Annotated in this window: 14 protein-coding genes and 1 tRNA gene; 12 read left to right on the forward strand and 3 right to left on the reverse strand. The window is 58.5% G+C overall.

Features of this window, described 5'->3' with window-relative positions:
• The first annotated feature begins 34 nt into the window (after positions 1 to 34).
• The 11 genes from EGJ09_RS04330 (at position 35) to EGJ09_RS04380 (ending at position 10,089) form a co-directional block, all read left to right on the forward strand.
• On the forward strand, positions 35 to 622 hold the full coding sequence (locus EGJ09_RS04330; RefSeq protein ID WP_125923330.1) for a tail assembly protein: 588 nt from the start codon (positions 35 to 37) through the stop codon (positions 620 to 622).
• 56 nt (positions 623 to 678) lie between these two features.
• Complete coding sequence (locus EGJ09_RS04335; RefSeq protein WP_125923331.1) at positions 679 to 4,500, forward strand: phage tail protein; 3,822 nt, start codon at positions 679 to 681, stop codon at positions 4,498 to 4,500.
• Positions 4,501 to 5,526: 1,026 nt separating this feature from the next.
• Positions 5,527 to 7,218: a tail fiber domain-containing protein gene (locus EGJ09_RS04340; protein ID WP_125923332.1), complete on the forward strand. Its 1,692-nt coding sequence runs from the start codon at positions 5,527 to 5,529 to the stop codon at positions 7,216 to 7,218.
• A gap of 67 nt (positions 7,219 to 7,285) precedes the next feature.
• Positions 7,286 to 7,729, forward strand: coding sequence for a structural protein P5 (locus EGJ09_RS04345; RefSeq protein ID WP_125923333.1), 444 nt, complete (start codon positions 7,286 to 7,288; stop codon positions 7,727 to 7,729).
• Positions 7,726 to 8,043 (forward strand): DUF6527 family protein, encoded by a 318-nt coding sequence (locus tag EGJ09_RS04350; protein ID WP_075044713.1) that lies wholly within the window; start codon positions 7,726 to 7,728, stop codon positions 8,041 to 8,043. Before EGJ09_RS04345 ends, EGJ09_RS04350 begins: the two co-directional genes overlap by 4 nt.
• Positions 8,028 to 8,543 carry a DUF2514 domain-containing protein gene (locus tag EGJ09_RS04355; RefSeq protein ID WP_125923334.1) on the forward strand — a complete coding sequence of 172 codons (516 nt, stop codon included), beginning with the start codon at positions 8,028 to 8,030 and terminating at the stop codon, positions 8,541 to 8,543. Before EGJ09_RS04350 ends, EGJ09_RS04355 begins: the two co-directional genes overlap by 16 nt.
• Positions 8,544 to 8,556: 13 nt before the next feature.
• Complete coding sequence (locus EGJ09_RS04360) at positions 8,557 to 8,769, forward strand: hypothetical protein (protein ID WP_125923335.1); 213 nt, start codon at positions 8,557 to 8,559, stop codon at positions 8,767 to 8,769.
• 24 nt (positions 8,770 to 8,793) lie between these two features.
• A complete protein-coding gene (locus EGJ09_RS04365; RefSeq protein WP_125923336.1) occupies positions 8,794 to 9,012 on the forward strand; it encodes a hypothetical protein in 219 nt (72 codons plus the stop codon).
• Positions 9,013 to 9,086: 74 nt separating this feature from the next.
• Positions 9,087 to 9,380 carry a hypothetical protein gene (locus tag EGJ09_RS04370; protein WP_125923337.1) on the forward strand — a complete coding sequence of 98 codons (294 nt, stop codon included), beginning with the start codon at positions 9,087 to 9,089 and terminating at the stop codon, positions 9,378 to 9,380.
• A 143-nt stretch (positions 9,381 to 9,523) separates the two neighbouring features.
• On the forward strand, positions 9,524 to 9,847 hold the full coding sequence (locus EGJ09_RS04375) for a hypothetical protein (protein WP_256658408.1): 324 nt from the start codon (positions 9,524 to 9,526) through the stop codon (positions 9,845 to 9,847).
• Positions 9,844 to 10,089, forward strand: coding sequence for a pyocin activator PrtN family protein (locus EGJ09_RS04380; RefSeq protein ID WP_125923339.1), 246 nt, complete (start codon positions 9,844 to 9,846; stop codon positions 10,087 to 10,089). Before EGJ09_RS04375 ends, EGJ09_RS04380 begins: the two co-directional genes overlap by 4 nt.
• Positions 10,090 to 10,259: 170 nt before the next feature.
• On the opposite strand, the gene EGJ09_RS26995 is transcribed toward EGJ09_RS04380, so the two are convergent.
• The 3 genes from EGJ09_RS26995 to EGJ09_RS04395 all read right to left on the reverse strand — a co-directional run bounded on the left by EGJ09_RS26995 (position 10,260) and on the right by EGJ09_RS04395 (position 11,217).
• Complete coding sequence (locus EGJ09_RS26995; protein ID WP_371928062.1) at positions 10,260 to 10,403, reverse strand: AlpA family phage regulatory protein; 144 nt, start codon at positions 10,401 to 10,403, stop codon at positions 10,260 to 10,262.
• A gap of 24 nt (positions 10,404 to 10,427) precedes the next feature.
• Positions 10,428 to 10,673, reverse strand: coding sequence for a hypothetical protein (locus EGJ09_RS27000; protein ID WP_125923340.1), 246 nt, complete (start codon positions 10,671 to 10,673; stop codon positions 10,428 to 10,430).
• A gap of 247 nt (positions 10,674 to 10,920) precedes the next feature.
• A complete protein-coding gene (locus tag EGJ09_RS04395; protein ID WP_125923341.1) occupies positions 10,921 to 11,217 on the reverse strand; it encodes a DUF3892 domain-containing protein in 297 nt (98 codons plus the stop codon).
• A 604-nt stretch (positions 11,218 to 11,821) separates the two neighbouring features.
• Between EGJ09_RS04395 and EGJ09_RS04405 the strand changes: the two genes are divergently transcribed.
• Positions 11,822 to 11,898, forward strand: a tRNA-Val gene (locus EGJ09_RS04405).
• Positions 11,899 to 11,904: the final 6 nt, after the last annotated feature.

Raw genomic sequence — 11,904 nt, forward strand, 5'->3', positions numbered from 1 at the left:
GCCTTCGGGCGGTTTTTTTATGCCTGGAGGAAGCATGGCAGCCACAGCGGCCAGTTATCAACCAATGACCATCATCAAGCTATCCGGATCCTTAGCGCAGAAGTTCGGACGCACCCATCATAGACAGCTTGACAGCGGTGAGGTCTGGGAGGTCTTCAAGGCTCTGAGAGCTACGTTACAGGGGTTCGAGGAGGAGATCAGGCGACTTGATGGGTTGGGGTTACGCTTCGCCATCTTCCGTAACCGAAAGAACATTGGCCTGGACGAAATGAACCTGCGCGGTACTCGGGAGGTTCGTGTTGTTCCCGTTGTCCATGGCAGCAAACGTGGTGGAATACTACAAACCATCATTGGCATCGCTTTGATGGTATCCGCCATATGGCTGGGCCCATCCGCATTTTATGCTGGCCTTTCCATGACGCTTGGCGGGGTGGTGCAGATGCTCAGCCCGCAGGCCCAAGGCTTGTCTCAAAGTGCGGCTCCCGAGAACCTACCGTCATACGCCTTCGGCAGCGCCAAAAACACCACTGCCAGCGGCAACCCTGTCCCCATCTGTATCGGTGAGCGCCGCTGGGGCGGGGCGATTATCTCCGCCTCCATTGAGGCGCAAGACAAGGCCTAGGGCCAATCCAGCGAACGTGCCGCCTCCGGGCGGTTTTTTATTGCCCGGAGGAAAGCATGGGCCCAGCAGATCACCTGGAAATCACCGGCGCCAAGGGCGGCGACAGCAAGCCGAAAACTCCGGTCGAGGCACCGGACAGCCTGCAGTCGACGAACATCGCCAAGATCCTGCTGGCTGTGGGCGAGGGCGAATTCGACGGCATGCCCACCGACCGTGACATCTACCTCGACAACACGCCGATCATGGATGCCAGCGGCAACGTTAACTTCCCGGGCGTGAAGTGGGAGTGGCGCCCTGGCACCGTTGAGCAGGACTACATTCAGGGAATCCCTGCGGTGGAAAACGAGACCACCGTCAACGTGGAACTGCGCAGTGATAACCCGTTCACCCGGTCGCTGAGCAATACGCAGCTGTCGGCGGTACGCGTGCGCATGTCGTGGCCGCGCCTGGCCAAGCAGGACAGCAGCGGCAACACAAACGGCTACCGAATCGAGTACGCCATCGACATCGCCACTGACGGCGGCGCGTATGTAGAAGCCCACCTGGGCGCCGTGGATGGCAAGACCACTAACGGGTACCAGCGCTCGGTGCGCGTCAACTTGCCGAAGGCCACGTCGGGTTGGATGCTGCGCGTGCGCCGCATCACCCCGAATGCCAATAGCGGTACCGTGGCCGATACGATGACCATCGCCGGCTACACCGAGATCATCGACGAGAAGCTGCGATATCCGAACACCGCGCTGCTCTACATCGAGTTCGACGCCCAACAGTTCCAGAACATCCCGGCCGTGACGGTCAAATGCAAGGCCAAGCGCTGGCCGGTGCCGACCAACTACGACCCCGTGAACCGCACCTACACCGGCGTGTGGGACGGCACCTTCAAGCAGGCCTGGACCAACAACCCGGCGTTCGTGACCTACGGCCTGTGCGTCGAAGACCGTTTCGGCCTGGGCAAGCGCATCAAGTCGTGGATGGTCGACAAGTGGGAGATGTATCGCATCGCCCAGTACTGCGACCAGTTGGTGCCAAATGGCAGCGGAGGCCAGGAGCCGCGTTTCCTGTGCGACATGAACCTGCAGGGCCGCGCTGAGGCCTGGACCCTACTGCGCGACCTGTCGGCCATCTACCGGGGCATGGTGTACTGGGCCCATGGCTCGCTGTTCATGCAGGCGGACATGCCGCGCGCCCAGGACATCGATTACGTGTTCACCCGGGCCAACGTCATCGACGGCGACTTCGTCTATGGCGGCGCTGAGCGCAACACCCATTACAGCCGGGCGTTGGTCAGCTATGACAACCCGGCGAACAACTACGACACCGATGTGATCCCGGTGACCGACAACGCGCTCCAGCGCCGGTACCGAGACCGTCCGGTGGAAATTTCGGCCATCGGCTGCACTCGTGCGTCCGAGGCTCAACGCCGCGGTAAATGGGCACTGCTGAGTAACAGCCAGGATCGTACCGTTACCTTCAAGACCGGGATGGAAGGCCGCATCCCGCTGCCTGGTTACGTCATTCCCGTGGCTGACGAGCTGGTGGCGGGCCGCCCGAACGGTGGTCGGATTGCTGCCGCTGCCGGCCGGGTGGTCACCCTCGATCGCGACACGCCGATCAAGGCCGGCGACCGTCTGATTCTCAACCTGCCGAACGGCACCGCCCAGGCACGCACCGTGCAATCGGTCGCTGGGCGTGCGGTGACGGTGACCACCGATTACGGTGTGCAGCCGGAGCCTGAGCTGCAGTGGGCGATCGACTACGACGACCTGGCGGTGCAGCTGTTCCGAGTGCTGAAGACCACTCGAACTCAGGAAGGCGAGTACGAGATCACTGCGCTCGAGTTCAACCCAAGCAAGTTCGCAGCAATCGACACCGGCGCTAAGCTGGACGAGCGCCCGATCAGCGTCATTCCGATCACTGTCGTACCGCCACCCGCGAGCGTAACGCTGACTTCTGCCTACGCCATTTCCCAGGGAATCGCGGTCAGCACCATGACGATCGCTTGGCCAGCTGTGCAGGGCGCGGTTGCCTATGACGTGGAGTGGCGCAAGGACAACGGCAACTGGATACGCCTGCAGCGCACCGGTACCACCTCCGTGGACGTGGTCGGTATCTACGCCGGCGCTTATCTGGCTCGCGTGCGCGCCGTCAGCTCGTTCGACATCACGTCGATGTGGCGGGATTCGGTACTGACCGAGTTAAAGGGCAAGGAGGGTGCACCTCCGGCGTTGGCCTATCTGAATGCTACTCCGGAAATCATGGCCATCCGGCTCAACTGGGGGTTTCCGCCAGGTGCAGAAGATACTGCCTATACCGAAGTCCAAATGGCGTCCGAGTCAACCGGACAGAATCCTCTCCCACTCGGCCAGTTCGCATACCCGACACCGACCTACCTGCATAGCGGGATGGCGGCTGCTGTGGTGCGGTACTTCCGCGGCCGCCTGGTCGACCGGTCGGGCAACATCGGACCGTGGTCGGACTGGGTCTACGGGCAGTCCAGCGCTGATGCCGATGCGATTCTCGACTACATCACCGGCAAGATCACTGAAACTCAGCTCGGCCAAGACCTGCTGAAGGAAATCGAGAAGATTAGCGGGGAGGGACCTGGTTCGATCAACGAGCGGATCACCGCTGGAGACACCGCCCTCCAAAGCCAGATTGACTCCCTTCAATCTCAGCTCGCAGACGTTACGGGCGCCCCTGACTGGAAGCCGGGCGAGTCCTATCTGGCCGGGTCTTTGGTCAAGCTCGACGGCAAGCTGTACCGGGCAAAGCAGGATGTTCCCGCCGGCACGCCTGTAACGAATGCCACCTACTGGGAGTACATCGGTGACTACGCCTCGCTTGGGGAGATGGTCACGGCATTGGCCCTGCGCCTGGATGGGGTGGAGACCAGTGTTGAAGAAATCGACGGTCAGCTGGCTGCCATGGCCACCCGGGTGATTGGCGTTGAGACCCAAGTCTTCCCCCGGATGGCTGGTGCGACGGGCTGGAAGGCTGGCGATTCGGGGGTGCGTGCTACTTCCACCTCGATCTACAGCGCGTTCAGCAACGCCGATATGGCGCTAAGCCGGCGTATCGATACGGTCGAGGCGCAGATCGGCGACGACCTCAACGCTCGGTTCGAGCAGGAGGCCTATGCCCGTGTGACAGCTGACGAGGCGCTGGCCACGCAGATCACTACGGTATCGGCTGAGATTGACGGCACCGAAGCTCGTCTGCAGCAGGAGGTGACCGCGCGGGCCACAGCGGACGAAGCCTTGACCGTCCAGATAACGAATGCCAATTCGAAGATCGACGACAACGAGGCGGCGATCATCACCGAGGCCCAGACCCGGGCGAGCGCCGATCAGGCGATCAGCAGTTCGGTGACGCAGCTGAGCAGCCGGGTAGGGAATACCGAGGCGTTGGTGCAGGACACCTCGGAAGCGCTGGTCGATCTGGAGGGCAACGTGTCGGCCACCCGTAACATCAAGGTTGGTGTCGACGTGAACGGTCGCTATTACGGCGCCGGCATGGGCATTGGAGTCGAGAACACTCCGGACGGCATGCAGTCCATGGTCATCTTCCTGGCCAACCTGTTCTCCGTCATGCACCAGCCTGGTGGCACGCCGAAGTCGGTGTTCGCCATCCAAAACGGCCAGGTGTTCATGAACAGCGCGATCATCAACCAGGCCGACATCATCAACCTGATCATCACCGGGGAGCTGCGCAGCTCCAACTACGTTGCAGGGTCTCAGGGCATCCGCATCAACTTCGTGACGAATGAGTTCGAAATAAACGGGGTTCGGCCTGGAATGGGCCGGATGAACATCACCAATCAAGCACTGACCGTCTACGACACCGCACGTATGCGGGTGCGCTTGGGCATTTGGGGGTGATATGGCGCAAGGGTTACAGGTATTCAATGCCGATGGGTCGGTCAAACTGGATACGAGCACCCTTCTCGGAAGGGTGTTTGGAAGCGTCGCCGTCGCAGCCGGCCAGGCTTCAGGCACGATCGCTAATGGCCAGTTTACCCAAGGACAGCCATTCCTGGTTGGCATGTTCGGCTTGGGGCAGTTCAGCGGGTCGGTTATTACTGGCCCGTCGTTCAGTCAGGTGACGTATACGGTGAGCGGCAATAGCATCGTCTGGTCGCGGGCGACCAATACCCGAGAGACAAACTTGCCTGCGGGTACTCTCTATTATGGGGTGATGTGATGCCGGTGGGCTTTGAATCAATCGGCGACACTGGTCGTTATCAAGTAGACAGCAACTTCAAGAACCTGGCGCTGATCAGGTCTGGTCAGTTGCTAAGTCAGCAGTATACGAATGGGTCTACAACAAACACGAGACCGACAAGAGTAGCTATTACCCTTAACGAGGGGGAGATTTTAGCCTTAGCATGCACTGAGCTATGCGCCTTGGGATCAAAGATTGGAAGTACAGCCTACGTCTATGTGGACTCTGCGGCCGGTCAAATGGTTGAGTATTACATCTTCAAACCTGGGGGTAATACGTCTTCGACGTTTGGCCTGCAAGTATTCAATGAAGATGGCGAGCTTACTTTTGATTCTGGTTGGGATCTATTCGATGTTAGGTACATACTGAGTGGATACGTCACCGTCTCGCTTAGCGCCGGCAGGAAGTATGCCTTCGTCCACTCTCAAATTGGTACGAGCATTACATACACCCAAGTAGTTAACGGCATACCCCCTAATTCGTTGACTAGCCACGTTCGGCGGACGATGTTCTCCGCCGTAAAGATTTCAGGCAACTCAGTTGTGTGTCAACTATCTAACGTCGATGTTGCTGCCACGCCCCCTAGTTCCGGCGCTGGCCAGCCCTACAGTGAGACGTATTCCAACAACGCCACCCCTGTGGCACTGATCATAGATGTCACGGGGTTCTAACAGGAGGCCGTAATGGCTAAGCAAACCATCAACCTCGGCACGGCCCCTAGTGGCCAGGATGGCGACGACGCCCGTACGGCGTTTCAGAAAGCCAACGCCAACTTTGACGAGTTGTATAGCGGCACTGTCAGCCAGCCGACCAATGCCAAACTAAGTGCGATTTCGGCCTCGGTATGGGCGGCCAACCAGCTGATGTACAGCACAGGCGCCAATACAATGGCCATGACCCCGCTGACGGCGGCAGGTCGTGCGCTGCTTGACGACGCCGACGCCGCTGCTCAGCGCACCACTCTGGGGCTGGGCGGCACCATTTTGCAGGCACTGCAGGCGCTTGCGATGACTGCCAACGGCGTGCCGTATATGACGTCTACCACAGCAATGGCCGTGCAAGCGTCGTCTGCCTTCGGCCGTGGCTTGTGGAACCTTGTCGACGCGGCAGCGCTGCGTAGTTCGGCGGGATTGGGTACTGGGGCGCTGCTGACTGCCGCCACGTCCACGATAGATAACGCAGCAGGCCGTGCACTTCGGGTGGGTGATCACGGAATAGGAACTTCGAGCAGCACTATGTCGAGCTCGACGCCTTTGGAATCTTTGGTGTCGCACTCGCTATTTTCTACACAAGACTCATTACCCCCTGACTGGGGGGCTGCACCACAGGAGCTACTTGCAAAAACCGTACTTTACCCAATGGGACTGAATTTCTATCGCTCACCTTCGGTGCGCTCCCAATTGGCAATGAGCTATTCCAGTACCACAATTGGCGACATGCGATTCCGAACCACTTATGGCACTGGAACTTGGTCTGATTGGAAAACGCTTCTGGGGCGTGGTGACCTAGGGGTAGGGATAAACACAAACTTGGAGACTGCGGCGACGGTATGGCAAGGTAACAAGTTTACGGGGTGGGCGTCTTCCGCACCGGATTCTCCTTTTGGTACTAACTCCGTTGGTCTTGATATGGGCTATGCCGATAACAGGCGGATGCAGATTGCTGTAAGCACAGGGAACGCCTTTTTCTATCGATATGCCAACACGCCGGATGGGCAACAGAACTGGACACAGGTACTCAGTACTTATAATGCGAGTGCCCTACCTCTAACCACACCACTTGCCCCCAATAGTGACGCAGCAAGAGGTTTGGGCGGCGCAAGTGCCCGGTGGTCTGTTGTGTACTCAGCAACTGGCGCGATCAACACTTCTGACGCCCGTGAGAAGACACCAGTACGCACACTTACGACAGCTGAGATAGCAGCAGCTAAAGAACTCGGTAAGGAAATCGGGGCTTATAAATGGCTGGCTGCTATTCAGGAAAAGGGGGACGGTGCACGTGACCACATCGGTATGACCGTTCAGCGAGCCATGGAAATCATGGAGTCGCACGGTTTGGATCCCTTCGAGTACGGGTTCGTTTGCTATGACAAGTGGGAAGATAAGTGGGAAGACATCCCCGCTGTCGAAAGTACAGTTCCGGCAGACCCGGTATATGGACCCGAGACGGCCGAAGATCCAGTGACTGGAGAGTTGGTAGAGTCCGAAGTGCAAACGAATGCTGGTGAGGTAGTGATTGTGGTGACAGAGCCTGCCTCTCGGCGCCTAGCCACCCCTGCTGGCGACCGGTTTTCCTTCCGTTACGACGAGCTCAACATGTTTATTGCTGCTGGGTTCGAAGCCCGCCTCGCAGCACTTGAGGCAGCCATGGGCTGATTGCCGCATTGCTCTCTACTGAGCCCCCGCCGCCGCCTGGCGGTATTTTTTTGCCCGGAGAAAACCTATGACCCAAACCCAGCCCCGAGGCGTGCGCAATCGCAACCCCGGCAATATCGACTTCAACCCACGCAATGACTGGCAGGGCCAGATCGGCAAGGAGCCTGGTGGCCGCTTCGCCATCTTCGACACCCCCGAGAACGGCATCCGCGCCCTGGGCAAGCTGCTCATCAATTACCGGGGTAAGGACGGTATGCCGGGCGTGGGCGGGAAAGGCATCGACACCGTGCTCGAAACCATCAACCGCTGGGCGCCGAGCAACGAGAACGACACCCAGGCCTACGCCGGCGCCGTGGCCAAGCGCCTGGGCATGCGCACCACCGACCCGGTCAACATCAAAGACCCGGCCACGCTGCGCGGGATGGTGGTCAGCATCATCATCCACGAGAACGGCTGCAACCCATATCCGCCGGCGATCATTGACGAAGGGGTACGGAGGGCGCTGGCATGACGATCAAGACGATTGGCCGGTGCCTGGGTCAGGCCGACGATGGCTCGCTCTGGTTTTTCTGCAATGGCTGCAATCTCCCCCATAGCCTGAACGTGGGTGCAGGCAATGGGCCGCGCTGGGGCTATAACGGCAATGCCGAGGCCCCGACCTTTACGCCGTCCGTTCTGTCTCGGTATCGGATGGGCAGCAAGGAGACTATCTGCCACTCCTTCGTAACCGAAGGGCGCATCCAGTACCTGGCGGACAGCACCCATCAACTGGCCGGCCAGACGGTCGACCTTCCCGACTGGGAGGCAGCATGGAACAACTGGTAGCCAGATATAGCGCGCCCCTGCGCTGCATTGTCCTGTTGCTGTTGTTGGCATCCTATTGGGGCGTCTACCAGCATGGCAGATCGGTGGAGCGGGCCGAGGCCGCTCAGGCTTCAGCTGAACGTGATAGCGGCGACCGTCTGGCCGAGTTGCTCGGCGAGCGCGGTGCCCGGCAGGCAGAACAACGACGCGCCCAGGCGCAGGAGGAGGTGAGAGCGCATGCTCAGGAAGAACGAACGATTGCTGATGCTGGCGCTGCTGGCGCCGATGTCGCTGGCCAGCGGCTGCAGCACGAAGGCGCCAAGCTCGCCGCCACCGTCAGTTGCACCGGCACGGATACCGCCGCTGTCGCCCGAGGCCAAGCAGCCACCCGCGCCGCCATGGTGCTCTCCGACCTGCTCGCACGGGCTGATGCTCGAGCGGGAGACCTGGCGAAAGCTTATGACCGTGCCCGAATAGCCGGCCTCGCCTGCGAAGCATCCTATAATGCGCTGATCAACTGATCGGAGCAGGGCGGTGGGGAAGCGCACTTTTATTGGGCTGGTGGAAGCGGGCGAGCCGCTGATCAAGCAGGCTATCGATGCTATGCGGGAGTATCACGAAGCGGAGGACGCCGCCTTGCCTTCGAATGAGGTTCAGCGGTTGCGCCTACTGGCGGATTCGCTGTACCAAGCGGTTATCGATTACCAGTTAATCCAAGCAGGCCGGGCACCGTCTACCATTCAGTAATGGCCGCCTCAGAATGGAGCTCCGATGAACCGTAAGCCGCCGATCCTCTACCCTGATCATCCCATGTACACCAACGCCGTACAGGCATGGAAGCGTTACCATGAGGCACAGGCCTCGGGTGAGCCAGTGGAAGAGCTGGAACGCCTGCGCCTAATCGCCGAGGCGCAGTACCAGGCGGTCACCGACTACCAACTTCGTGCTATGGCCGCAGCTCGCGGTGAAGAGCCGCCGCCCGTTCATTAGGTCCGCTGATCGGCAATTGCCCGCAAGACGCCTGCTCTATACGATACTGTTTATATATACAGTATCGGTGCCCCATGTACTTCCTCCTCGTTCGCCGCCGCGAGAATGGCGTGGCCATCCCCTCTGATCGCCTCAGGAAGATCAAGCCCCTGCGGGCTGACATCCACATTGGTGACCATCACAGCGAAGTGCTGGGCCGAGTCGCGACCCAGGCGTGGGTGTTCAATCCGACACCAGGGCCGGACATCATCCCGCGCTTGCTCGACGCCAAGGTCAATGGCATGGCCCAGCTCGGTATGAACATCAATGGGGTGGAGGAGGTCGACGGCGTGCTGTATGCGCAGTCGTGGTGGTGCAGAGTGGGCTAGGAGCTGTCGCAGCGGTCTGTTAGCAGTTGGTGATGGAATCGTCTGAGGGTGCCCGCAGTTCCGACGAGGGGCACTATGAGGAGTACCACCGTTTCGATACAAAATGGCCTTCCTGTATCTCGACTTGAAGAGGACGGATGGCCATGAAAGAGAAGCAACGAATTCTCCCACGTATCATCAGAGCCGGTTCTGCACCTGCTTACCTAGGTATGTGCAGAGATGAATTCCATAAGACGGTTAGGCCTTATGTGAGAGAGTTTCCTATCGGCATTCAAGGTGTCGGGTTCGATCGATATGAGCTTGACGATTGGGCGGATGCATACATTGCAATGCATTCAACGGACAAAAGGCCTAGAGTTGTTGTGCAGCCCCCGGCGGAGAAACCCAATACTTCCACCACGTACAATGGCCTGACTTTCAAAGAAACTCTTGAGCTTGTAGCGCCTAAGAAAAGGAAGAAGGCTTGAAAACCGCATTCCTGCTGATGGCCCAGTACGATGGACTGGCAGTGATACCTCTCAGCCGTATCTGCGCGGATTATTTTCCGCACCTCAGCCCAGAGAAAATGAAACTCAAAATTGCCCGTGGCGAGATCCGCTTACCACTTATCGCCATGGAGCGCAGTCAGAAGTCATCGCGCGGTGTTCACCTTGCCGACCTTGCGAATTACATTGACGCCCGTCGGGCGGAGGCTCAGAAGGGGATGTGAAGTAGGCCGCTGCGAGGCCTTTTACATTCGTGCAGCGAAGCGCGGGCCATTTTCATGATAATTCTCGCAGCGACCGAAATCATCATATCCCTAGTTTCATAGGAGGTTCTTGTCTACCGACGGAGTGCCCTCCACGACAGATGACATCCATTCCGAGATAGTGGACTGCACTAGGCGACTGAGTTAGGTCCAGGGCAAACCTGACGTGAAAACGTGCCCTCACGCATTCGCCGGTAGATGGTGTTCCTACCCAGCCCGGTCACGGATATCACCTCATCAATCCGCATAAAGCGATCAGTCGCAGCTGAAATCATACTGACCTCCAGGCTCCGAGATGGCTATCTCACACTGGTAAGGGTTGGTGGTGATTTCCGCTTGCGTCCGGGCTTTGATCGCTGATCGCCGCTTTGCTCCCACTCCTTAAGAAACTCCCGCACCGACTCAAGTCGCCAGCAGATCCGCCGGCCTTGTTTGAAGCATGGGGGCAGCCACGCTGCTTGCACCTGCATAGCACTTCGTATTGCGGACTCGGAGCGGCCAAGTAATCTGGCCAGTTCCGGTATGTGGATAATTTCGGGTTCCATAGCCGGCAACCTCACTGAGGGCGCTGAACAGAGCGATTCGCTGCATCCAGTTTGGTGCGAGAGCCGAAAGCCTGCAAGGTTCGTATGAGGGCTCAAGCTATATGCTTTACCCGGAGGTGGGCAGCCGGCCTGCGCAAGACCGACAGCCTGGAGGTGAAGGTGCGGCCGCTGCTGGCTGAGCGCCGGCAGAGGATAGGATACGAGCGGCAAATGGCTGCCGCTCTGGCTGTGTTCCGCTGATAAGGCCTCAGGAGACCTCAGGGAGCTCGCCAAGATTGTCTCTTTCGGTTCTATTGCCCTCAGTCGTCAGGAACTTGTCCGCATAGACTACAACTGGCGCCCCTTTTACCCAGTTACCGTTCCGGTCCTGCGTTCTGGTTTGGAAGGACGCCTTGCCCATCCGGATGAGGTCAACAGCGAAGACCCGAGAGACCCACCGCCATGGCCCCACCTTGTCGCGACCCAACTCCTCGCGCGCCTGCACCCACGCGATCCGATCGTGCTCCTTGTCGTACTTCACTGCCGTAATACAAAAATCTGCCATGGCGGCTTCCTACCTGAATTGTCGCCCCGACGTTGAGGCAGTGAGTAGGTGATGCCGGTATGGGGCGGTTTCAAGGGGAGGCTATCAATTTGATGGCATGCTATTGATATTGGTTCGCGACTCTAGCTGCCTGGAGAGCTTGCAGCATGAACCTCTATAGCCAGGGCAGGTGCCCAATGGCCGCTCATGCAGAGGTATTCGCGACACCTTCCACCACAAAATTGCGAACTCCGGTTTCGTGGCGCAGACGACGTGTGGGATATCCTTTACGCAGGTCAATTTGCAAAACCCATCGCTAAGTTATTGATTCTTATAGGTGGCTTTTGAAGTTTTTCAGGTCACCGGACGGAAGAAAAAATACTTTTAAATCAATAGCTTAGATTCAATGCAGCCCCCACCTTGACATGGTGGGGGTCGTTGGTTCGAGTCCAATTGTGCCTACCAAATCTCAGAAAGGGCGATCCGAAAGGGTCGCCTTTTTTGTTTGTGGCTTCTAAAGAAGGCCGCGAGCCACAGGTGGGGCAGGCTTCTGAAAGTTTTTGATTTTTTTGAAAAAAACGCTTTACAGGTACGCATGCGGTGACTAATATGCGCACCACACGACAGGCACATAGCTCAGTTGGTTAGAGCACCACCTTGACATGGTGGGGGTCGTTGGTTCGAGTCCAATTGTGCCTACCAAACATC

Source organism: Pseudomonas sp. p106, from assembly GCF_003936645.1.
Lineage (GTDB): Bacteria > Pseudomonadota > Gammaproteobacteria > Pseudomonadales > Pseudomonadaceae > Aquipseudomonas > Aquipseudomonas putida_E.